Origin of the sequence: Ventrimonas sp. (assembly GCF_048380235.1) — a bacterium.
Taxonomy (GTDB): Bacteria; Bacillota; Clostridia; order Lachnospirales; family Lachnospiraceae; genus Brotaphodocola.
Genome location: NZ_DBFCCJ010000064.1, coordinates 59665 through 80652, shown reverse-complemented (window position 1 = coordinate 80652; position 20988 = coordinate 59665). Strand labels below are relative to the sequence as shown.

Here is a 20988-nt window from a genome sequence, read left to right as displayed (position 1 = left end):
CAATTTCATATTCGTCAGATGAGAAACATTGCTCAATAAAGATAAGTATGACGCAGAAGCTTTTTTGTGGTAAGATAGTCTTACGTTTTAGAGAAAGGATCCTCGTATAAAAAAGATGAAACTTCAAAAACTACTCAGCCTGCTGCGTCAGGCCATTGACCAATATCATATGATTGAAGCGGAAGATCACATAGCAATAGGAATCTCCGGCGGCAAAGACAGCCTTACCTTGCTGTATGGTCTCGCCAGTCTTCAGAAATTCTATCCGATTCCCTTTACATTATCTGCCATTACCGTAGATCTCGGACTGGAACCTATGAACCTGGGAGCAATTCAGGAACTTTGCAGCAGCTTTCACATTCCTTATGAGATTGTGACCACCGAGATTGGAAAAATCCTCTTCGACATCCGCAAAGAAACAAATCCATGTTCTCTCTGCGCAAAGATGAGAAAAGGCGCGCTAAACCAGAAAGCCATGGAACTCGGATGCAATAAAATTGCCTATGCCCACCACAAGGATGACATCATCGAAACTGCAATGATGTCTCTTATCTACGAAGGCCGTTTCTATGCATTTCCTCCGGTTACCCATTTAGACCGCACAGACCTTACCGTCATTCGGCCGCTGATGCTGGTTTCGGAGGCCGATGTAAAAGGCTTCCGGAATAAGTATCAGCTTCCGGTCTGCAAAAATCCCTGTCCGATGGACGGTCACACCAATCGCGAAGCAATCAAAAATCTGATCCGTTCCATCAATGCAGAGGCACCTGGTGTGCGGGAACGACTGTTTCATGCAGTATCACACGGAAACCTTCCCGGATGGGAAAACCCTGATAAACACAACTAACAAATTCGGAAAGAGACACGATCATGGCAAATATACCTTATTATCAGCAGAAAGACATCGAAAATATCAAAAAGCTCAGGGAAATGATGAAGGCGCTTCCTCCATTTTGTACCGAGTTTTTCCGTGGGATTGAACCGCGCACTTCTACAAGAACCCGGATTGCCTACGCCTATGACTTATCTGTTTTCTTTGATTTTCTGAAAAAAGAAAATCCTGTCTTTGCCAAAATGGAACGAATGGATTTTAAACTGGAACAGCTGGACCAGATCACGGTGACGGATCTTGAAGAATATATGGAATACCTGAAATACCGATTCAACGAACAGAATCATGAGATCATGAATCAGGAACGAGGTATCATGCGTAAAATATCTTCTCTGAAAAGCTTTTATAATTATTTTTTTCGAACAGAAAAGCTTACAACAAACCCGGCAGCTCTCGTCCGGCTCCCAAAGCTGCACGATAAAGAAATCATCCGCCTCGATGTAGATGAAGTAGCCCTTCTTCTGGATGCCGTAGAGCAGGGCGAAGGCCTGACTGAAAAACAAAAAGCCTTTCATAAACGTACACGGCTTCGTGATCTGGCACTCCTGACGCTGCTTCTCGGAACCGGAATCCGCGTTTCCGAATGTGTCGGTCTCGATATCAACGATGTAGACTTTAAAAACGGGGGCATACATATTCATCGCAAAGGCGGAAAAGAAGTAACGGTGTATTTCGGGTCAGAAGTAGAAAATGCACTTCAGGACTATCTTGATGAACGCTTTGGAATCATTCCGGAAGAAGGAAGCGAGCAGGCACTCTTCCTTTCCATCCAGCGCAAACGCATGAATGTCCGCTCGGTAGAAAACCTGGTTAAAAAATACGCTCATATCGTCACACCGCTCAAAAAGATCACCCCGCACAAACTGCGCAGTACCTATGGCACCAATCTGTACCGGGAAACAGGCGATATCTATCTTGTAGCAGATGTTCTCGGACATTCCGATGTAAACACCACCAAAAAACACTACGCCGCACTGGAAGATGAACGGAGAAGAAGTGCCAGAAATGTAGTGAAATTGCGGGAACCATAGAATTAAAAAGTAAATAAATTTTTCACTTTTAAGAACGAAAGGAAGAAACATTATGAATGGAACGTTATACGGTGTTGGTGTTGGTCCTGGAGATCCTCGCCTTATGACCTATCTTGCAGTCGACACAATTAAATGCTGTCCGGTCCTTGCGGTACCGGCAGATGGCAAGGGAAAGGCAGTCGCTTACCGGATTGCAAGCGGCATTGTTAAGAATCTCGATCAGAAAGAATGTCTGGATCTTACTACACCCATGACAAAAGACCGGGCTGTTCTGGACGCTGCATATCAGACCGCAGCGGACCGAATCATAGAAAAGCTGGAACAGGGACTGGATGTAGCCTGTCTTACTCTTGGAGATCCGACCATTTACAGCACTTATATTTACATTCACCGTCTGGTAAAAGCCCGCGGATATGATGCAAAGATCATCAATGGAATTCCATCATTCTGTGCTGTCAGCGCCAGACTTGAAGATAGTCTTGCAGACCGTTCTGAGCAGATCCATATCATCCCATCTACCTATGGAGTCGAAGATGCACTGAACCTTTCGGGAACAAAAGTGCTGATGAAAGCTGCTTCCAAAATGCCGCTTGTAAAGGAAGCTCTAAAACGCAGCAATACAACCTGCTCTATGATTGAAAATTGCGGCATGCCGGACGAGCATATCTATCACTGTATTGACGAAATACCGGATCAGGCAAGCTATTATTCTATTATTGTTGTAAAAGAGGAACCGCATGATTAAATTACAGGATCTAACGAAACAATATGATAAGTTCCTTGCGGTGGATCATCTGAACCTTACGATCGAAACCGGAGAGTTTTTTGGACTTCTTGGGCCAAATGGTGCAGGAAAAACAACAACGATCAGCATGCTGTCTACACTTCTGCTTCCTACCAAAGGCTCCATTCAGATTGACGGAGAACCTTTGACCAGAAAAAATGACCGGTTAAAGAGAAAGCTCAGTGTCGTTACACAGGAGTACTCGATGCGTCAGGACATGACTATGGATGAGATCATGGAATATCAGGGACGCCTTTACTATATGCCATTAAAAAAAATACGGGAACGTTCAGAAGAATTGCTGGACTTTTGCGGACTGCTGGATTACCGGAAAAGAACCGTCCGGAAGCTGTCCGGCGGAATGAAAAGAAAACTGATGGTCTGCCGTGCACTGTTAACAGAACCGGAAATATTATTGCTGGATGAGCCAACAGCCGGAATGGATGCTCTGGCCCGCAGACAGATGTGGAACCTTTTAAAAAAGCTGAACCAACAGAATCTGACGATTCTTCTTACTACACATTATATGGAAGAGGCGGAATCACTCTGCGACCGTGTCGGCTTTATGTGCCGCGGTGTGCTACGAGAAACTGATACGCCCAGGCACATGATTGAAGTGCTTGGGCGCTATGCGGTAGATGAAACAAAACCGGACGGTGTCAGATGTCATTATTTTTCAGAGAAGGAGGAAGCAATCCGTTATCTGTCCGACTCGCCATATGAGACATCACTGCGCAATACAACGCTGGAAGATGTCTTTCTTGAGCACATCGGAAAAGAAATGGAGCGCAGATGACCATGGGAATTCTTACTGTATTATGGGAAAAATGGGTGGAATTCCGCCACAATTTTTTTAAGATCACATCCGCAGCCATGATTGCTCCACTCCTGTATATTCTGGTATTTGGCTTTGGTGTCCAGACCGTATCACACGGCCAACCCTATCTGAACTTTCTGATCCCAGGTGTAGTGGCTCTTACTACCATGAACGGAAGCTTCAATGCCATTGCCCAGACACTGAATGTACAGCGCCTGTATGAAAAGGCATTTGACCAGGTCATGATCTCACCGACTCCTCTCTGGCAGTTTATTGCAGGTCAGATTATTGGCGGAAGTCTGCGCGGTGTCTATGCTGGAAGTGTAATCATACTTCTGGTCCTTCCTCTGCGGACCGGCCTCTGCTTTAACGGCTGGTCATTTCTGTTTATGTTTCTGAACGGAGCGGTGTTCTCCACCATTGGTGTGGTAGTTTCCTTTTACGCAAAAAACCATGCAGATGTGCCGCGGTTTTCAAACTATGTTATCATGCCGATGGCGTATCTGTGCAACACCTTTTTCTCCGCCCAGAATATGCCTGACGGGATCCGCCAGCTGATCAGCTGGCTTCCTCTGTCACAGACCAGCGCTGCCCTGCGGCAGATTGCCAATCAGGAAGCATTCTCCTTCACAGGAATCTGGATTCTGGTATTATATCTGGCCTGCTTTTCTGCTGCCGCATCCTGGTTTCTATACAAAAAGAAAAATCTGTGATCAAAGCTCCTTCACTGCAGCAAGCAGCTCTTCGGCTGCTTTTTTCGGGTCATCTGCTTTCATGATAGCAGATACCACTGCAATACCGTCCGCTCCGCTCCCCTTTAAAATATCCATATTTTTCCGGTTCAGTCCTCCGATAGCAACCGCCGGGATCGGAACGGCCTTGCAGATGGCAGCCAGTGTAGAAACCTCTGTGAGCACGGTGGTCACCTTGGTTGTGGTCGGATAAATTGCTCCGACTCCAAGGTAATCTGCGCCATCCTGGTAAGCCTTCTGCGCAGCTTCAACGGTTTTAGCGGTTGCTCCCACAATTTTATCCGGTCCGAGAAGACGGCGAACCTCTGCTACCGGAAGGTCTGATGCACCAACATGAACACCGGCAGCACCGCAGGCCATGGCAACATCCACACGGTCATCGATGATCAGCGGAATATGATAACGGTCTGTAATCGCACGAAGCTTGCAGGCTTTTTCCAGATAATCCCGCCCGCCGGTATTCTTCTCGCGAAGCTGCACCATGGTAACACCACCCTTGCACGCTTCCTCTACGGTATAAAGAAGAGATTCTTCGGTATGGTAAGTACTGTCAGTTACAAGATATAAGCTTAAATCCAGGTTGTTTTTCATCTTAAGTTCCTCTTTTCTATGAATGGCATCTGTGTTACCCGATACGGCGTATCTGTGCTTGATTCTGGAGCTGACTGTCAGTCATGCAGAAAACCTCATCCAGAAGAGCTGCCTGAAAGCTTCCAGGACCTCTGGAGCCGGATGCAGCATGTTCTCCTGAAATTCCCATGGTAATGGCTGCCAGCAATGCAGCAGGTATACCGGTGAAAGCCAGTGCCACACTTGCGGGAAGGTATGCCGCAGTCAGTGCACCAACCATACAGCCGGTTCCCGTAATGCCGGATAATGCAGTATGCCCGTTGGCGATCAGAAATGCCTGATTCCGGTCTGCGATCAGATCCAGTTTTCCGGTAGCCATGACCGTACACCCCAAATGCTCTGCAAGCTTTTTAGCGGTAGTGCAGTAGCTTGCCTCATTCGCCTGTGATATCGCATCCTGGGAACCGGCATCGATTCCGGTTCCGTGAAAAGGGAGATCTGCCGCAGCCAGGATTTCAGAAATATTCCCCTTGATCACGGCAAACCTTCCATCTGCCAGCAGTTTTCTGGCAAACTCGCGCCGCAGACTGCTGCAGGTGACACCGACAAGATCCAGCAGCACCGGGATTTTTCGCCGGTTTGCTTCTTTCAATGCGCGCTGAATTGACTCAATGCGGGCATCCGTGATATTGCCAAGATTTAGCATCAGTGCAGAGGCAACTGCTGTAATTTCAGCAACTTCTGCCGGATGCTCCGCCATGATCGGGCGGGCACCGGCAGCCAGAATGATATTGGCGCAGTCGTGAATTGAGATTGGATTTGTGATGCAGTGGATCAGAGGCGCTGCTTCTTTAGTATACTTTCGAATTTCCGCTATACTCAGCTCCTGCGGTATTGTGTTCGCTTTTTCTTGTATTTCTGTCATAAACTTTTGCTCCCAGACTTTCCTGAAATTTCGCAAGCATTCCTGTCTGGCTTAACGCCTTCAGAAAGATGTATGCGGCAATTCCGCCCATGATCGTAGCGGAAATAAACATCGGCGTATAATAAAATGCGTTCAGTCCTTCTCTTCCCATCAAAAAGGCCATGACCGGATAAGATACCAGGGAACCGATGATGCCTGTTCCAAAGATCTCACCAAGTACAGCGCAGATGATTTTTCCTTTGGATGCCCGGTAAAATACACCGGAAATAAAGGCGCCAAATACGGCACCGGTCAGCGCTAACGGCGGGATTCCCATAAACATCATGCGGATGACGCCGATCATGCAGGCACACAGCAGAGAATACCATGGTCCCATAAATACAGAACAGGTAATGTTGATCAGATGTGCGGTAGGACACATTCCTTCAATTCGTAAAATGGGAGAGATTACGACACCAATTGCTACCATCATTGCCAGAAACACCATGCGAAACGTTTTCATTCTTTGTTTTTCCATTCTTCATTCCTCCTGTTTTTCCGGATTCCTGCCGCCAAAACTTCGAAATGAATTTCCAGAAAAAAAGCGACAGTTATCCCTTTTTCGGTCGAAGTTCCATTACTTCCTCTCACTCCGAAAACACGGATTCCCATCGCTATGTAAACTCCTTCTGCCCGGCCGCAGGGCGCTCCCCCTCCGGTCTTCTTTGCCAGCACGGAACAGATGTACAGACACTTTCCGCTGTGCAGTTGGATTTTGTGTTCTTTCTATTATACAAAAAAGTACACCCTCCGGCCAATGCCAGAAGATGCACCTGTATTCTTGTTGCTTCCCTCCGTTGGCATGACCCAAATCAGGTACGGTCGAAGATTTATCTTCCTCTCAGCCTGTCACACAGACTCCCGCGCTTTTATTGTTTTTATATCGTAGGTAAGCATAGCACAGACCTTATTTTTTGTCAACAACTGACTTTTAGACAGCAGCAGACTGCTTGCGCAGCTTTTGGATTCCTGTGAATGTAAGCAGCATTATGATTACTTTCCATCTCTCACTGTTTTCATTCCGAGCTGCCAGAATGCAACGGCGCTGGCAGCTGCCACATTCAGGGAATCCACTCCATGAGACATAGGAATACGGATGGTGTAATCGCAATCGGCAATGGTTTTTTGGGCAAGCCCGTCTCCCTCTGTTCCAAGCACAATGGCAAGTTTTTCTTCCGCAAGAACAGATGGATCATCAATACAGACTGACTTGTCCGTCAGAGCCATTGCAGCAGTTTTAAAACCAAGTTTCTGTAATTTTGACATAGCAGGCTGCGGCCATGCGTGTTCACGGTCAAAGATGGTCCATGGAATTTGGAATACAGTGCCCATACTGACACGAATCGCTCTGCGGTATAAAGGATCACTGCAGCCGGAAGTGAGAAGCACGGCATCCATATTCAGAGCCGCAGCAGAACGGAATATGGCTCCAATGTTTGTGGGATTGACAACATTCTCCAGAATGGCAATACGGCTTGCTCCTGCACAAATCTCTGCCACAGAAGGAAGCGACCTGCGGCGCATGGCACAGAGCAGACCACGCGTCAGAGCAAAGCCTGTCAGCTGCGTGAGCACCTCCCCCGGTGCCGTATAAACAGGAATACCTTGACAGCGGCTGATCAGTTCTGCGGAAGCGCCATATAATTCACTTTCTTCTGCCAGAATAGAGATCGGCTCATAACCGGCATCCAGAGCCCGACCGGCTACAATAGGGCTTTCGGCTATAAAGACGCCTGATTCCGGTTCAAAATAATGAAGCAGCTGATTTTCTGAAAATCTGGAATATAACTCCAGTTCCGGCAGCTGCAGATTGGTTACATGTATAATATTTGCATGCGGCATTGATTCTTCCTCGCTCAGTATAGAATAAATAAAATAATAAAACAAATCTAATTATAACCAATACCGCTGCGATATGCAATCTGCAAATTATTCCGCGAAATATACGACCGTCAGATATTCTCCTGAGTGAAGCTGTTCCGATTTTAATCCGTTCATGCGCTTCAGCTCGTCTATGTACTCCTGACGGGAATAACCACTCCCCTGGCGGTATTTGTCTGCAAGGTTCCAGAGACTGTCTCCCTGGCGGATCTGAACACTGGTATAATAACGGTTCCATTCCGGACGCGCCTTCTCCTCTGCTCTTGCGTTCAGCAGTGTGTGGCCGAAAAAGCCGGAACAAAATGCGAGGATCATAAGCAGAATGACAGTAAAATTACGAAGATGGCGTCTGATGGTTCTTCTGGTTCTCATAAGTATTCCCCCTGTTCGGATATTTCGAACGTACGTTTGTTATGTTTCTATTATAGGATCCGAACATTTGTTTGTCAATATGTTTTTGCAGAAAAACCGAACAAAGGTTTGCTTTTTACAGAAAGCTGTGTTACTATATTTGTAGATAAACATACACCACAGAACAGAATACATCCGCATGGAGGAAACAATATGGGTCAGGGTAAGATTACCGCAAAACAGCAGGAAATTTTAACATATATCAAAGAATGCATCTTAAAGAAAGGCTATCCGCCGGCAGTCCGCGAAATCTGCGAGGCTGTTCATTTAAAATCCACATCATCAGTCCACTCTCATCTGGAATCTCTGGAAGCCAACGGCTACATCCGCCGGGATCCCACCAAGCCGCGTGCCATTGAGATCCTGGACGATGAATTTGCGCTGAACCGCCGTGAGATGGTCCAGGTACCCATCATCGGCACCGTGGCCGCAGGAGAACCAATCCTCGCTCAGGAACACATTGAGGACTACTTCCCGATTCCGGCAGAGATCCTGCCGAACACTGACACCTTTATGCTGAAGGTAAAAGGCGAAAGCATGATCAATGCCGGTATCTTCCACGGTGACCGGGTCATCGTGGAACAAACAAATACCGCAGAAAACGGAGAGATCGTCGTTGCGCTGGTGGACGACTCTGCCACGGTTAAGCGTTTTTACAAGGAAAACGGTCATTACCGCCTTCAGCCGGAGAATGACACCATGGAGCCGATTATCGTAGATCACGTGCAGATTCTTGGCAAGGTCATCGGACTGTTCCGCATGATGGCCTGAATCGTCCGTGTCTGATTACAGAAAGAGGGCTTCCCATCATCCGACGGGAAGCCCTCTTTCTGCATATAAGCTGTTATTTTCTGCCTTGTGATACCTGATCTCTATGCCAGGAATATGCACCAGACCGGTACGGTGATCATCGAAAGCAAAGTGGACAATACCACGCATTTCGTCGCAAATACCTCATCCTTACCATATTTTGCCGCAAGAACAGCGGTGACACTGGCAGCAGGCATACCTGATAAAACAACTGAGACACCGGTAACAAGATTGTCAACCTGTGCAAAGTGACACGCCAGCCAGACCAGAAATGGAATAAAAAAGAGACGTATAAAGCTGTAATAGATCGTATCTCTTTCCGGGAGCGTCCGAAGCGGTACCTCGGCCAGAATGGTCCCGACGAGTGCCATGGCAAGGAAGGTGTTTCCGCCGGCAATGTTTTTAATGGTCAGACTGATAAAGCCCGGCAGCGGGATCTGCAGCACCATGATCAGAAGTCCGGCGACTACCGACAAAATACATGGATGCGTAGACACTTTTCTGATCAGCGTCTTGGCGTCCGGTGCCTGTGTAAAATATGTCATGCCGATGGACCACATAAAGGTACGCTGCGGAATTGTATAAATCGATGCATACAAAAGTCCCATACTTCCGAATATCCCTTCTGCAATGGGATTGCCAAGAATTCCCGCATTAGAGCAGATGGTTGCATACTGAAGCACTTTTTTTCGTTCATCCGGAAAGCCCGGGTAGAGGATCATGCCAAGAAGCCACGCACCGATCTGAATTCCAACGGCCACTGCGATCACAGACAGACAGCTGACCAGGATCTGATGGCTGAATTCAATCTGAAAGGATTTCAGAATGCTGGCCGGAAGCGTGACATACAGTACCAGATCCGTAAGCAGCGCCTTGCCACTGTCGCTGATCATTCCCACCTTGCGGAATATATAACCCAGTATCATGATTGTGAATAACATACCCTGCATTTCAAATAATCCGGAAAAATCCATATTTTTCTCCTTAAAACGGCATTTTCCTGCCCGTCTTTTTTGTTTGTTTTGTGTGAAAAATTTACATTTTTTATCTTACTGCAATCGAGAAATCCCGTCAAATATTCTTTTTTGATACCTGCCATAACATAAAATAAGAAATTCACCAAATGTTCACCATTTTGAAGAAAACTTAATAAAAAATCAATGGTTTTTTGAATGCCTTTGTAGTAAACTCATCATTGTCGATTTCTTATTTCCAGTCGGCAAATAAAAATCAGAGGAGTGATATATTATGAAAAAGGCATTACTTATTACTGCTATCGCAGCAGTTTCCATCAGTGCAGCAGCCTGCTCCAGCAAAAAAGCCGCAGAGACCACTGCAGCTCCGGCAGAAACTACTACCACAGCTGCTGAAACTTCCAGCGAAGCTGAGGCTGAGGAGGACTACACCAGCGGCGTGATTACCGCAATTGACGGTGATATCCTTACCGTAAAAGATGATTATGATGACCAGGAAAGAAAATATGATATCTCCAAAGCAGAGGTTACCAAAGATTTTCCTCTCTCCGAAGGTGACTGGGTAGACCTTACCGTCCCGGCAAACACTACAGAGGATCCGATTCCGGCTATAGCAATGGAAGTTACTGCTTCCATGTTGGAGCAGAGCATGGATCCGGTTGCTGACGGCACCGTCAAGGATGTTGCTTCCGATTCCATGACCCTGGAGGTTGACGGAGAAGACTACAAGGTTCTGACCGGCAACGCATATGTTGTTGGCAAGGACGGTATCCAGGCCGGCGCAGCCGCAGAAGTAACCTATCTCGGTGATCTGGATGATGAGCCGTTAGCCATCAAGATCGTTATGGATGACGCAAAGGATACTGACGAAGCCCAGATCGACGCATTTGTCGGCAAGGTTGCACAGCTTGGTGAAGACGGTGATCACATCGTTCTGGAAGCACAGACCGGTGACTTCTTCACATTCGTATCCGACAGCATCGATCTCAGCCAGTACGCTGAGGGTGATACCCTTCAGATCCAGTATGACGGTTCTATCAACGACAAAGAGATCAAGGCTGTAAAAATCACCAAAAAGTAATTTTCTATCATGAAAGCGTGCGCCTCTGGGCGCACAACGCAAAAAAGGCCGCCACTCTGTGACGGTCTTTTTTGCGCGAGAATGTGCCATTCAGATATCATATCCGATCATGCGGATATAATCCTTGATCAGCTCAACGACCTGATCCAGTTCCAGCTTACTTGCATTGATCGGCAGATCATAGTTTGTGACATCTTCCCATTCTTTTCCGGTAAAATACTTATGATAAGATTTACGCTGTTTGGTGATCCTGTTTAATTTGTTAAGTGCTTCCTTGGTATCGGAGATGCCATCGGTTTCCTGGGTTCTGCGTACACAGGTGGAAAGGTCTGCATACACAAAGATCTTGACCAGATCCGTCTTTCCGGAGGTCTCCAGAATATAATCTGCACAGCGGCCCACGATGACGCAGGACTCTGCGGAAGCAAGTTCACGGATAACCTCAGCTTGGAAACGAAACAGGTTATCCGGAGAGGTGACATCTCCTTCTTTTTTCGGTTCCTCAAAAATGCCGACAGGGAAACGGAGATTGCCTACGATCTTACGCAGCAGGTTATTTCCTGCCTTTTCATCAGCAAGACGGAAATACTTCTCTCCTACCGCACTTTTCTCTGCGGTCATACTTAAGATTTCATCATCATAAAAAGAAATACCCAGCTCCTCCGCCAGCTTTTTTCCGACGATACGTCCGCCGCTTCCGTACTGACGCTCAATGGTAATGACCAGTTTGCTTTTATCCATAAGAAATCCTCCTTTGGGAAATCAAAATCCAACTGTATTTATTATCTTTAGTATAGCACAAAACCGGCAGAGTGCCAAATCATTTACACACTGCCGGTCATTCTGTACCAGTCTTTTATTTTGCAAGCATCATACGGTCATTTGCAAACTCCTCGCCGCTGGCCTCCTCAAATTTATGCAGCAGGTCATCCACGGTAAGATTCTTCTTTTCCTCCCCAGCCACATCATAAATGACATTTCCTTCATGCATCATGATCAGGCGGTTGCCCATGTGAATGGCATCACGCATATTGTGCGTGATCATAAGAGTGGTAAGCTTCTGCTCTTCCACCATTTCTGCCGTCAGATCCAGCACCTTCTTTGCGGTTTTCGGATCCAGCGCCGCGGTATGTTCATCTAAAAGCAAAAGCTTTGGACGCTGCAAGGTGGACATAAGAAGCGTCAGTGCCTGACGCTGTCCGCCGGAAAGAAGTCCCACCTTAGAGGTGAGACGGTCCTCCAGACCAAGGCCAAGCCTCTTTAACATATCAACATAAAGCTTGCGTTCTTCGTTTTTGATTCCCGGCTTTAAGCTTCGCATTCTTCCGCGCCGCAAAGCCAGAGCCAGATTTTCCTCAATTCCCATGGTTGCCGCGGTTCCGTTCATCGGATCCTGAAAAACACGGCCGAGAAATGCGGCACGCTTATATTCCGGAAGTCTTGTGACATCCTTTCCGTCTATGACAATGGCACCGCTGTCAACCGGCCAGACACCGGCTATCGCGTTCAGCAATGTGGATTTTCCTGCACCGTTGCCTCCGATCACCGTTACGAAATCCCCGTCATTTAACGTAAGATTCACACCGCGCAGCGCCTTCTTTTCATTGACGGTTCCCTTGTTGAAGGTTTTTGTGATATTTTTTATCTCCAGCATACGTTCCTACCCTCTCTTTCCCATATTTGAAAAATAGCGGCTCTTCCAGGTAGGGATAGCCAGGAACACGGCAACAACTCCTGCGGATAACAGTTTTAACAGATCTGTGTCGATGCCGAGCCAGATCACGACCTGCAAAACCAGGTAATAGATGATCGAGCCCAGAGCAACCGCAAGCAGCTTGAAGCCAAAATTGCGGAACACTTTTCCAAAGATCGCTTCACCGATGATAACTGCAGCCAGGCCGATGACAATAGCACCACGGCCCATATTGATATCTGCAAAGCCCTGATACTGGCAGAGCATGGCACCAGAAAGTGCTACCAGACCATTGGAGATCATAAGTCCCAGCACACGGTTAAAATCAGTGTTGATGCCCTGTGCGCGGGCCATCTTATCGTTGCAGCCGGTAGCGCGTAAGGAGCAGCCAAGTTCAGTACCAAAAAACCAGTATAAGACAACGATCAGAAGAATGATCGCAATCGCCACGATCAGGATCGTGTTTTTATAAAACGGAACCTTCCGGATAAAGCGCAGGGAAACCAGCAGGTCATACTTGTCGACATTGATTGCCTGGTTTGCCTTCCCCATGGTCTTTAAATTGATGGAATACAGACCAAGCTGGGTCAGGATTCCGGCCAGGATCGCCGGGATTCCCATAAAGGTATGAAGGATTCCGGTTGCAAGGCCGGCTGCCATGCCGGCTGCCGTTGCGCCTGCCATGGCTACCCATACATTCTGCCCGGACAGCATCAGCATAATACATACCGCACCGCCGGTTCCGAGGGATCCGTCTACGGTCAGATCTGCGATATCCAGGATACGGAAGGTCAGATACACTCCGATCGCCATAATGCCCCAGATCAGGCCCTGTGCCACTGCGCCAGGCAGGGCATTTATCAAACTCATCATATGTCAGTTACTCCTCGATCGCAATATAATCATCCGGAACGGTAATGCCAAGAGCCTCACAGATGGTCTTGTTATATTTCTTGGTAAACTGCGGAGCATACTCGATCGGCATCTCAGAAATGTCAGCTTCGCCGGTCAGGACCTTCACAGCCATCTTGCCGGTTGCCACACCCAGGTCGTAGTAGCTGATGGACAGAGTAGCCACGCCGCATCCGCTGCAGATTCCTTCCTCACCTGCAATGATCGGCACCCCTGCCGGCTGACAGATGTTGTTGATGATCTCAGTGTTTGCTGCAGCAGTATTATCAGTCGGGATGTAAATCACATCACAGCCGTTTGCTGCGTTCGTGGCAATGGTTGCCAGGTCATTGGAATCAGAGAATGCGTAATATTCACATGTATAGCCAAGCTTCTCCAGCTCTGCCTTTACGGTATCTACCTGATACTGGGAGTTTGCCTCTGCGGAACAGTATAACAGACCTACGTTCTTTGCATCCGGGAACAGCTCTTTTAACATGGCTGCCTGCTCATTCAGCGGCGCAAGATCTGCGGTTCCGGAAATATTTCCGCCGACAGTTCCGTTAAAATCATCAATGCCAAGTGCCACACCATACTCAGTAACTGCGGTTCCGAGAACCGGAATGGTATCGGTACCTGCCTGTGCTGCCTGAAGGGCCGGCGTTGCGTTCGCAAGGATCAGGTCAACATCCTCTGCGACAAAATTGTTGATGATGGTAGAACAGGTATTGGAATCACCCTGGGCATTCTGCTCATCAAAGGTCACCTTGTCACCGAATTCCTCTGTCAGCGCATCTTTGAAGCCTTCTGTCGCTGCGTCCAGCGCCACATGCTGTACCAGCTGGCAGATACCCACTTTATAGGAAGCTCCGTCAGCTGAAGCCTCTTCTTTTGTCTCATCTGCTTTTTCTGCAGCAGTATCTGCAGCAGCCTGTGTGGTTTCTGCAGCTTTACCGGAGCCGCATGCGGTCATGGATGCGGTCATCAGTCCGGCCAGGATCAGTGCGAGTGCTTTCTTTGTCTTTTTCATAATACATCTCTCCCTTTATCTCATATTCTGGCTTCAATGCGAAACGATTGAACTTTTTCCATCATACTACACTTTGAGTACTACGTCAATTTAAAGCTTTAATTTCATGTGGATTCAACGCATTAAAGTGATAGGGACATCTTTATATAGGTCATAACTTATTAAGTATTTGCACTTTATATAGTATTCACCTATAATTATATACGTAACAACTAAGTAGTGTTCTGAAATCCAATACAGCTTCTGTTTCAAAACCGATGGCGTTCAAATCCGATTTCTGCCAAATGATCGTGAAAAGCTTCTGCCATGCGAATGAAATAAGAAGCTTTATTGGCATATATAAATTTATTTATGCACAGGGGGATTTTTATGGAAGAAGTTAGCCTGCAGGAAATGCTTGCTGCCCGCGAACAACGCTCTGCTCTGCAGACCAGACTGCTGCAGCAATACAAAAAAAGTCTGATCAGTTTCACCTTGAACATCCCGGGTCCGGTAAAAGTCCCGGATGGCGTTCCCCAGGCATTTGCCACCGGCTGCCGGCGGATCGAGACATTGCTGAAGGACCGCCTGGTTCTGGTCCAGCATATGGAAACGATCAAAGAAAAAACCGGATATGAGGCGTTCTACTGCATAGACGCGAATCCGGAATTCATCAAGACACTGATGGTCACTCTGGAAGACCAGGACCGCCTTGGCCGCCTGTTCGATATTGATGTCATCCGGCCTGACGGCAGCAAGGTTTCCAGGGAAGAGCTTGGCCGCCCGTCAAGGACCTGCCTGCTGTGTAAAGAACCTGCCCATGCCTGCAGCCGCAGCCGCCGTCACAGCGTGGCAGAGCTCACGGCCGAGATCGGCCATATTTTAAAAGATCTGTATTGATATCTGTATTGGGGAGGAATTCGGGGATTATGATCTCTTCTGTTTTTTCAAAAACATGTGCCTACGCACTGATGGCGGAAGTTGGCGCCACACCAAAGCCGGGCCTGGTAGACCGCTGCGACAGCGGTGCCCACGCCGATATGAACTATGCAACCTTTGAGGCCAGCACAGCTGCCATTGTTCCATATCTGACTCAGATGTTCGAGCAGGGTACAACATGGGAATCCCATGATTACAATATGCTGTTCGAAGCCATCCGTCTTACCGGAATCGAGGCAGAAAAAGCTATGTTCGCTGCCACAGATGGCGTAAACACTCACAAGGGCATGATTTTTTCCATGGGTACCATTGCAGCAGCAGCCGGCCTCTTCTACCGGCGCCACGAACACTTTGAAGCGGAAAAAATCCTGATGCTTGCCGGTTATCTCTGTTATGATGCCGTGCGAAAGGATTTTCAGAAAATCGACCGGAAGAATCCGAAGACTAACGGAGAGCTGCTCTATCTGCGCTACAGCAACAAGGGAATCCGCGGAGAAGCGCAGAAGGGCTTTCCTTCGATCCGCACGCTCTCTCTTCCGGCAATGCGGACTGCCTTCTCTGCAGGCCAGACCGAAAACGAAGCTTACCTGGACACACTTCTGACGCTCATGGCCAATGTCGATGACACCAATGTCTTAAGCCGGACCAACACCGTGACACAGGGATATGTCAAATCCGAGTCTGCCCTGATCCTGAAGATGGGCGGAGCCTCCACCCAGCAGGGAATGGAGGCTCTGAAAAAGCTGAATCAGAAATTTATCCACTTGAATGTCAGTCCCGGCGGCTGCGCCGATCTTCTGGCTGTCACCATACTGCTGTACCGTCTGGAAAACGGTTTATAACAATTCCTTATATACACGCAATACATTTTCAGAAAAGACTGCTTCGATCTCTCCGGTGGAAAAGCCTTCACGGCTCATCTCATCTGCCAGGAGCTGCATTCCGGAGCAGTCTTTCATTTCAACCGGACTTCCAAATCCGTCAAAATCTGATCCGAGACCAATACAGCCGATTCCGCCAATCTGCTTCATGTGCTTCATATGTGCCACCATATCCCTGCAAAGAGAAAGAGCTGCTTTTCCGTCCACACGGTCTTTCACAAAAGCATCAAAATAATTGATTCCGGCTACACCGCCCCGATCAGCCAGGGCGCGGATCATCTCATCCGTCAGATTGCGCGGATGCCCGGCCAGCGCACGCGCATTCGAATGACTGGCAACAAACGGCTTTTTCGTGTAACGGAAAACATCCCAGATGCCTGCATCATTCAGATGCGAAATATCAATAATCATGCCAAGCCGTTCCATCTCCTGCACAAAGGCAATGCCGGTTTCCGTCAGTCCATGCACCGTATCCGGAATGGCCCGGGCCGGAGTCACACTCTCATCTTTTCCGTTTGGAAATCCAAGCTCATTTTGGAAGTTCCAGGTGATCGTCATCATTCTGGCCCCCAGCCGGTAAAAATCCCGCAGGCAGGAAAGATCACCGCGGCAGACGCCTCCCTCTTCGAGGGTCAGCAGGGCTGACATCCTTCCGGCCTTCCGGTTCTCTTCAATCTCATTCCAGTTCTTTACGATGCCGATCCGGTCGGAATATGGTTCCAGTTCCGTGTAAAACAGATCGATCAGTTTCATTGCCGTATAAAACGGATCCTTCTCACGTCCGAGATGCACAAACATGGCAAAATTCTGCAGAAGATAATCTCCCTTCTGCATTTTGTTCAGATCGATCTGGAGATGATTCTCCAGCATGGTGTCATGCTCCCACTGCTTTCTTATATGCAAAAGCTCCGAAATGGTATCACAATGCATATCCACAACCTTCATAATACATCCTCCCTGTTCAGATTCGAAAAAGGACGCGCCTGCAACGCGTCCTCAGTTTCAGGCAGCTTATAAGGTTTCTGCCCGTTCCTCGATATTCCGTTTGAAATTGATGACCTCATGCTGGTAATCTCTGTTCATGAAACAGGATGTGATCATGAAGTCCGCGGTGGCCTTATTGACCGCCATAGGAATGTCGTAGACCTGAGCGATACGCATCAGGGCCTTCACATCCGGATCGTGAGGCTGTGCCGTCAGCGGATCGGAAAAGAATACTACAAAGTCAATCACGCCTTCTACGATCTTGGCTCCGATCTGCTGGTCGCCACCGAGAGGGCCGCTGTTGTAGCCTTTTACGGTAAGACCGGTCTGATCCGTGATCATGCGGGCCGTTGTGCCGGTGCCGTAAAGATTATGCTTCATAAGTTCGTCTTTATGCTCCCTGCACCATTCAATGAGCTTCGGTTTTTCGTTGTCATGAGCGATCAATGCAATGTTCTTTTTGCTGCCAATAGTAAATGTAATGTATTCCTGAGACATATAACAGATCCTCCTTACTTTTCTTTATAGAATGTATAGAATAGTTACAACGTATCACACATTTTAAAAACACTCAAGTGAAATCTTCGTAAAATCTGTCTGATGTTATTCAGACTCTGTCATCGGTTCTGCCATTTCCGGAGCCGGATTCTGCAAAGACTCAATGAGCGCCCAGATTTCATCTCTTCCCTGCTTGGTCTCGGCGGAAAACGGGATCAGAATATCCTCCTTCGCAAGACCAAGTCCTTCACGGACCATCTTCACATGCTTCTGGATCTGGCTGCGTTTCAATTTGTCCAGCTTCGTGGCAATGATAACCGGCTTGTAGCCATTGGATACGATCCAGTCATACATCAGCTTATCGTTCGCTGACGGATCATGGCGTATATCAATGAGCAGGAAGATGCATTTGAGCATCTTCGATTTTTTCAGATAACGCTCGATCATCTTGCCCCATTTTGCTTTTACCTCAACTGATACTTTTGCATATCCGTAACCCGGAAGATCAACAAAATACAGATCATCATTGACATTGTAAAAATTGATCGTCTGGGTCTTTCCGGGCTGTGAGGAAGTCCTCGCCAGCGCACGGCGGTTCAGCAGGCCATTGATCAGGGAAGATTTTCCAACATTGGACTTCCCGGCAAAGGCAAATTCCGGCAGAAGATTTTCCGGCAATGTACTGGTAATGCCGCAGACCGTCTCCAATTCCGCTTTTCTAATAATCATCGTTCTTCCTCACTTTTCCTTTTATGCAAGTGCTGCAGCCAGCACATCCTCCATGCTCTTCATATAGAGAATGGTCAGTCCCTTTGTGATTTCCCGGGAGAGCTCCGCAATATCCGCGCGGTTCTTGTCCGGAACCAGAACAGTCTCCATGTGAGCCATTTTCGCCGCCAGGATCTTCTCCTTCAGGCCGCCGATCGGAAGTACACGGCCGCGCAGCGTGATCTCGCCGGTCATGGCTACTTTAGCCAAGACCTTGCGGTTAACAACGGCTGAGAACATGGCGGTTGCCATAGTGATTCCTGCTGACGGGCCGTCCTTCGGAACTGCTCCCTCCGGGATATGAATATGGATGTCATGCTTTGCAAAATAATCATCCGGCACATCGTACTGCGGACAGATGGAGCGCACGTAAGTCAATGCAGTCATGGCAGATTCCTTCATGACATCGCCCATCTGGCCGGTAAGCTTTAACTCGCCCTTACCCGGCATGACATTCACCTCGATCTGAAGGGTGTCACCGCCCACACTGGTCCATGCAAGTCCCCGGACAATACCAACCTGATCCTCCTCATTGGCATCCTCAAAGGTAATCTTTTCCTTGCCAAGATATTTTTCCAGATTGGATTCTGTCACACGGATGTGCTCTTTTTTATGCTCCAGGTACTCTCTTGCCGTCTTTCTGCAGATTTCTCCTATGCGGCGCTCGAGATTTCGGACACCGGCTTCACGGGTATAATTATGGATGATCTTTTTCAGCGCGGAATCTGAGATTACCAGCTGGTCTTTCTTCAGGCCGCAGCGGTCTTTCTGCTTCTCCACCAGGTAATTGCGGGCAATATGGAACTTCTCATTTTCTGTATAGCTGTTGACCTCAATGACCTCCATACGGTCTAACAGCGGTCCCGGAATAGTCTGGGTCGTATTGGCTGTGGCAATAAACAGTACATTGGAAAGATCGATCGGAAGCTCCACATAATGATCGCGGAACTTCACGTTCTGTTCGCCGTCCAGGACCTCCAGGAGAGCAGAGGACGTATCTCCCTTGTAGTCACTGCTGACCTTATCAATCTCATCCAAAAGCATCAGCGGATTGGATACACCTGCCTGGCGCAGTCCGTCTACCAGACGTCCCGGCATGGCCCCAACGTAGGTCTTTCTGTGGCCGCGGATTTCCGCTTCATCATGGACGCCGCCCAGGCTGATGCGCACATACTTTTTATTCAGGGCCCTGGCTACAGAGCGGGCAATAGACGTTTTTCCCGTTCCCGGAGGTCCCACCAGGCAGATGATCGGGCTGTTGCCCTTCTTTGCCAGAACGCGGACCGCAAGATACTCCAGCACCCGCTCTTTCACCTGCTCGAGACCATAATGGTCCTCCTCCAGGATCTGCTTTGCATGCCTGATATCGTTGTTGTCCTTCGATATTTTATTCCACGGAAGCTCCAGCAGGGTCTCGATATAGGTGCGGATGACATTGCTCTCCTGACCACCGCCCGGCATACTCTTTAAGCGGTCAATCTCCTTCTGGAGCTTCTCCTTGACCTCTTTATCTGCCTTTAAAGATGCCAGCTGCTTTTCGTACTCATCTGCATCCGATAAAGGATCCTCGCCAAGCTCCTCCCGGATTACCTTCAACTGCTCCCGCAAAATGTAATCCTTCTGGTTTTTGTCAATATTCTCCTTAACCTTTTCCTGCAGCTCCCTGTGGATCTGGGATACCTCAATCTCATGGATCAGATTTGAGAGCAGTACCTCGTACTGGCCTGCCAGCGTAGCCTCTTCCAGATATGCCTGCCGGATCCTGTAATCCCACGGAAGGTCACTGGCCATCTTAAGCATCAAACTCTCGAGATCTTCACAGACCATCATGCCAGGCAGGATCTCCTTGGCAAATTTCGGATGCTGGTGTCCATAGGATTCCAGCTTTTCTTTCAGGATGCGGGACATAGCCTCCGCTGCAGCACCGTCAACATCTGCCTCCTGTTCCTGCGTAAACAGGACTTCGCCCATCAGGGACGGCTCTGTGCTGTCAAGATCAAGAAGCTCAGCGCGTTCCTGGCCTTCTGCCATGACGCGTACTATGCCGCCCGGCATTTTTACAAGCTGCTTTATGTAAGAAACCGTGCCAATGTGGTAAAGCTGATCCAGAGACGGATCCATGATTTCCGGATCCTTCTGTGCCACCAGGCAGACTCTCTGGTCACCGACCATCGCCTTTTCCACAGCCGCGATCGATTTCTTTCGGCTGATATCAAAGCTGATGGTCATCTCCGGAAGCATGGTAAGTCCCCGGAGGGCGATCACCGGCATGGTTATAATCTTTGTATCTTCCATCAGGTTCCTCCTAAATAGATATGAACAGACTGAAACATAAAAATGGGAGCTTATAGCTCCCAT

23 protein-coding genes are annotated in these 20988 nt (G+C 48.1%); 9 read left to right on the top strand and 14 right to left on the bottom strand.

The features are described from left to right. The first annotated feature begins 115 nt into the window (after positions 1 to 115). The 5 genes from ACMP1L_RS10620 to ACMP1L_RS10600 are packed head-to-tail and all read left to right on the top strand — an operon-like array spanning position 116 to position 4237. Positions 116 to 847 (top strand): tRNA 2-thiocytidine biosynthesis TtcA family protein, encoded by a 732-nt coding sequence (locus ACMP1L_RS10620; RefSeq protein ID WP_418453004.1) that lies wholly within the window; start codon positions 116 to 118, stop codon positions 845 to 847. 23 nt (positions 848 to 870) lie between these two features. Next, the gene (locus ACMP1L_RS10615; protein WP_418453003.1) at positions 871 to 1923 is read left to right on the top strand and encodes a tyrosine-type recombinase/integrase; all 1053 of its coding nucleotides are present in this window, start codon (positions 871 to 873) and stop codon (positions 1921 to 1923) included. A 52-nt stretch (positions 1924 to 1975) separates the two neighbouring features. Next, positions 1976 to 2668: a precorrin-2 C(20)-methyltransferase gene (gene cobI, locus ACMP1L_RS10610; protein ID WP_418453002.1), complete on the top strand. Its 693-nt coding sequence runs from the start codon at positions 1976 to 1978 to the stop codon at positions 2666 to 2668. Then, positions 2661 to 3503, top strand: a complete 843-nt coding sequence (locus ACMP1L_RS10605) for an ABC transporter ATP-binding protein (RefSeq protein ID WP_418453001.1) — start codon at positions 2661 to 2663, stop codon at positions 3501 to 3503. The genes cobI and ACMP1L_RS10605 overlap by 8 nt, the downstream gene beginning before the upstream one ends. A 2-nt stretch (positions 3504 to 3505) precedes the next feature. Then, positions 3506 to 4237 (top strand): ABC transporter permease, encoded by a 732-nt coding sequence (locus tag ACMP1L_RS10600; protein WP_177303585.1) that lies wholly within the window; start codon positions 3506 to 3508, stop codon positions 4235 to 4237. Here the strand turns inward: ACMP1L_RS10600 and thiE are convergent, their stop codons facing one another. From thiE to ACMP1L_RS10575, 5 genes are all read right to left on the bottom strand, one after another. Further along, positions 4238 to 4867, bottom strand: coding sequence for a thiamine phosphate synthase (gene thiE, locus ACMP1L_RS10595; RefSeq protein ID WP_118540610.1), 630 nt, complete (start codon positions 4865 to 4867; stop codon positions 4238 to 4240). It lies immediately after the preceding gene. 34 nt (positions 4868 to 4901) lie between these two features. Further along, positions 4902 to 5771, bottom strand: coding sequence for a hydroxyethylthiazole kinase (gene thiM, locus ACMP1L_RS10590; protein WP_418453000.1), 870 nt, complete (start codon positions 5769 to 5771; stop codon positions 4902 to 4904). Further along, positions 5698 to 6288, bottom strand: coding sequence for an energy coupling factor transporter S component ThiW (thiW, locus tag ACMP1L_RS10585; protein ID WP_118731646.1), 591 nt, complete (start codon positions 6286 to 6288; stop codon positions 5698 to 5700). The genes thiM and thiW overlap by 74 nt, the downstream gene beginning before the upstream one ends. A gap of 515 nt (positions 6289 to 6803) precedes the next feature. Beyond that, positions 6804 to 7652, bottom strand: a complete 849-nt coding sequence (locus ACMP1L_RS10580) for a TrmH family RNA methyltransferase (protein WP_418452999.1) — start codon at positions 7650 to 7652, stop codon at positions 6804 to 6806. Between the two features lie 87 nt (positions 7653 to 7739). After that, complete coding sequence (locus ACMP1L_RS10575; RefSeq protein WP_373243916.1) at positions 7740 to 8063, bottom strand: LysM peptidoglycan-binding domain-containing protein; 324 nt, start codon at positions 8061 to 8063, stop codon at positions 7740 to 7742. 192 nt (positions 8064 to 8255) lie between these two features. Here ACMP1L_RS10575 and lexA point away from each other — a divergent pair, with 192 nt between their 5' ends. Beyond that, the gene (lexA, locus tag ACMP1L_RS10570) at positions 8256 to 8873 is read left to right on the top strand and encodes a transcriptional repressor LexA (protein WP_177303582.1); all 618 of its coding nucleotides are present in this window, start codon (positions 8256 to 8258) and stop codon (positions 8871 to 8873) included. 101 nt (positions 8874 to 8974) lie between these two features. Here lexA and ACMP1L_RS10565 read toward each other — a convergent pair whose 3' ends face one another. After that, complete coding sequence (locus ACMP1L_RS10565) at positions 8975 to 9886, bottom strand: AEC family transporter (RefSeq protein ID WP_418452998.1); 912 nt, start codon at positions 9884 to 9886, stop codon at positions 8975 to 8977. 274 nt (positions 9887 to 10160) lie between these two features. Here ACMP1L_RS10565 and ACMP1L_RS10560 point away from each other — a divergent pair, with 274 nt between their 5' ends. Beyond that, entirely contained in the window at positions 10161 to 10967 is an 807-nt protein-coding gene (locus ACMP1L_RS10560; RefSeq protein WP_177303581.1) for a hypothetical protein, read from the top strand. A gap of 90 nt (positions 10968 to 11057) precedes the next feature. Here ACMP1L_RS10560 and ACMP1L_RS10555 read toward each other — a convergent pair whose 3' ends face one another. The 4 genes from ACMP1L_RS10555 to ACMP1L_RS10540 all read right to left on the bottom strand — a co-directional run bounded on the left by ACMP1L_RS10555 (position 11058) and on the right by ACMP1L_RS10540 (position 14581). Beyond that, positions 11058 to 11708 carry a cytidylate kinase-like family protein gene (locus ACMP1L_RS10555; protein ID WP_418452997.1) on the bottom strand — a complete coding sequence of 217 codons (651 nt, stop codon included), beginning with the start codon at positions 11706 to 11708 and terminating at the stop codon, positions 11058 to 11060. A gap of 115 nt (positions 11709 to 11823) precedes the next feature. Next, positions 11824 to 12621 carry an ABC transporter ATP-binding protein gene (locus tag ACMP1L_RS10550; protein ID WP_118731640.1) on the bottom strand — a complete coding sequence of 266 codons (798 nt, stop codon included), beginning with the start codon at positions 12619 to 12621 and terminating at the stop codon, positions 11824 to 11826. Between the two features lie 6 nt (positions 12622 to 12627). After that, complete coding sequence (locus ACMP1L_RS10545) at positions 12628 to 13533, bottom strand: ABC transporter permease (RefSeq protein ID WP_118731639.1); 906 nt, start codon at positions 13531 to 13533, stop codon at positions 12628 to 12630. 7 nt (positions 13534 to 13540) lie between these two features. After that, complete coding sequence (locus tag ACMP1L_RS10540) at positions 13541 to 14581, bottom strand: ABC transporter substrate-binding protein (protein WP_418452996.1); 1041 nt, start codon at positions 14579 to 14581, stop codon at positions 13541 to 13543. Positions 14582 to 14950: 369 nt separating this feature from the next. On the opposite strand from ACMP1L_RS10540, the gene citX reads away from it, so the two are divergent. Together citX and citG are read left to right on the top strand one after the other, a co-directional pair. Continuing rightward, positions 14951 to 15460: a citrate lyase holo-[acyl-carrier protein] synthase gene (gene citX, locus ACMP1L_RS10535; protein WP_418452995.1), complete on the top strand. Its 510-nt coding sequence runs from the start codon at positions 14951 to 14953 to the stop codon at positions 15458 to 15460. Between the two features lie 29 nt (positions 15461 to 15489). Continuing rightward, positions 15490 to 16341, top strand: a complete 852-nt coding sequence (gene citG, locus ACMP1L_RS10530; RefSeq protein WP_418452994.1) for a triphosphoribosyl-dephospho-CoA synthase CitG — start codon at positions 15490 to 15492, stop codon at positions 16339 to 16341. Here citG and ACMP1L_RS10525 read toward each other — a convergent pair. From ACMP1L_RS10525 to lon, 4 genes are all read right to left on the bottom strand, one after another. Then, complete coding sequence (locus tag ACMP1L_RS10525) at positions 16336 to 17325, bottom strand: dipeptidase (RefSeq protein WP_418452993.1); 990 nt, start codon at positions 17323 to 17325, stop codon at positions 16336 to 16338. The genes citG and ACMP1L_RS10525 overlap by 6 nt on opposite strands. Before the next feature lie 66 nt (positions 17326 to 17391). Then, positions 17392 to 17862, bottom strand: coding sequence for a methylglyoxal synthase (locus ACMP1L_RS10520; RefSeq protein ID WP_177303576.1), 471 nt, complete (start codon positions 17860 to 17862; stop codon positions 17392 to 17394). A 105-nt stretch (positions 17863 to 17967) separates the two neighbouring features. Next, positions 17968 to 18591, bottom strand: a complete 624-nt coding sequence (gene yihA, locus ACMP1L_RS10515) for a ribosome biogenesis GTP-binding protein YihA/YsxC (RefSeq protein ID WP_177303575.1) — start codon at positions 18589 to 18591, stop codon at positions 17968 to 17970. 21 nt (positions 18592 to 18612) lie between these two features. Next, entirely contained in the window at positions 18613 to 20925 is a 2313-nt protein-coding gene (gene lon / locus ACMP1L_RS10510) for an endopeptidase La (RefSeq protein ID WP_418452992.1), read from the bottom strand. Positions 20926 to 20988: the final 63 nt, after the last annotated feature.

Bases quoted from the DNA above. Each gene is read 5' to 3' on its own strand.
- ACMP1L_RS10620 (WP_418453004.1), top strand. From the start codon at position 116: ATGAAACTTCAAAAACTACTCAGCCTGCTGCGTCAGGCCATTGACCAA.
- ACMP1L_RS10615 (WP_418453003.1), top strand. From the start codon at position 871: ATGGCAAATATACCTTATTATCAGCAGAAAGACATCGAAAATATCAAA.
- cobI (WP_418453002.1), top strand. From the start codon at position 1,976: ATGAATGGAACGTTATACGGTGTTGGTGTTGGTCCTGGAGATCCTCGC.
- ACMP1L_RS10605 (WP_418453001.1), top strand. From the start codon at position 2,661: ATGATTAAATTACAGGATCTAACGAAACAATATGATAAGTTCCTTGCG.
- ACMP1L_RS10600 (WP_177303585.1), top strand. From the start codon at position 3,506: ATGGGAATTCTTACTGTATTATGGGAAAAATGGGTGGAATTCCGCCAC.
- thiE (WP_118540610.1), bottom strand. From the start codon at position 4,867: ATGAAAAACAACCTGGATTTAAGCTTATATCTTGTAACTGACAGTACT.
- thiM (WP_418453000.1), bottom strand. From the start codon at position 5,771: ATGACAGAAATACAAGAAAAAGCGAACACAATACCGCAGGAGCTGAGT.
- thiW (WP_118731646.1), bottom strand. From the start codon at position 6,288: ATGGAAAAACAAAGAATGAAAACGTTTCGCATGGTGTTTCTGGCAATG.
- ACMP1L_RS10580 (WP_418452999.1), bottom strand. From the start codon at position 7,652: ATGCCGCATGCAAATATTATACATGTAACCAATCTGCAGCTGCCGGAA.
- ACMP1L_RS10575 (WP_373243916.1), bottom strand. From the start codon at position 8,063: ATGAGAACCAGAAGAACCATCAGACGCCATCTTCGTAATTTTACTGTC.
- lexA (WP_177303582.1), top strand. From the start codon at position 8,256: ATGGGTCAGGGTAAGATTACCGCAAAACAGCAGGAAATTTTAACATAT.
- ACMP1L_RS10565 (WP_418452998.1), bottom strand. From the start codon at position 9,886: ATGGATTTTTCCGGATTATTTGAAATGCAGGGTATGTTATTCACAATC.
- ACMP1L_RS10560 (WP_177303581.1), top strand. From the start codon at position 10,161: ATGAAAAAGGCATTACTTATTACTGCTATCGCAGCAGTTTCCATCAGT.
- ACMP1L_RS10555 (WP_418452997.1), bottom strand. From the start codon at position 11,708: ATGGATAAAAGCAAACTGGTCATTACCATTGAGCGTCAGTACGGAAGC.
- ACMP1L_RS10550 (WP_118731640.1), bottom strand. From the start codon at position 12,621: ATGCTGGAGATAAAAAATATCACAAAAACCTTCAACAAGGGAACCGTC.
- ACMP1L_RS10545 (WP_118731639.1), bottom strand. From the start codon at position 13,533: ATGATGAGTTTGATAAATGCCCTGCCTGGCGCAGTGGCACAGGGCCTG.
- ACMP1L_RS10540 (WP_418452996.1), bottom strand. From the start codon at position 14,581: ATGAAAAAGACAAAGAAAGCACTCGCACTGATCCTGGCCGGACTGATG.
- citX (WP_418452995.1), top strand. From the start codon at position 14,951: ATGGAAGAAGTTAGCCTGCAGGAAATGCTTGCTGCCCGCGAACAACGC.
- citG (WP_418452994.1), top strand. From the start codon at position 15,490: ATGATCTCTTCTGTTTTTTCAAAAACATGTGCCTACGCACTGATGGCG.
- ACMP1L_RS10525 (WP_418452993.1), bottom strand. From the start codon at position 17,325: ATGAAGGTTGTGGATATGCATTGTGATACCATTTCGGAGCTTTTGCAT.
- ACMP1L_RS10520 (WP_177303576.1), bottom strand. From the start codon at position 17,862: ATGTCTCAGGAATACATTACATTTACTATTGGCAGCAAAAAGAACATT.
- yihA (WP_177303575.1), bottom strand. From the start codon at position 18,591: ATGATTATTAGAAAAGCGGAATTGGAGACGGTCTGCGGCATTACCAGT.
- lon (WP_418452992.1), bottom strand. From the start codon at position 20,925: ATGGAAGATACAAAGATTATAACCATGCCGGTGATCGCCCTCCGGGGA.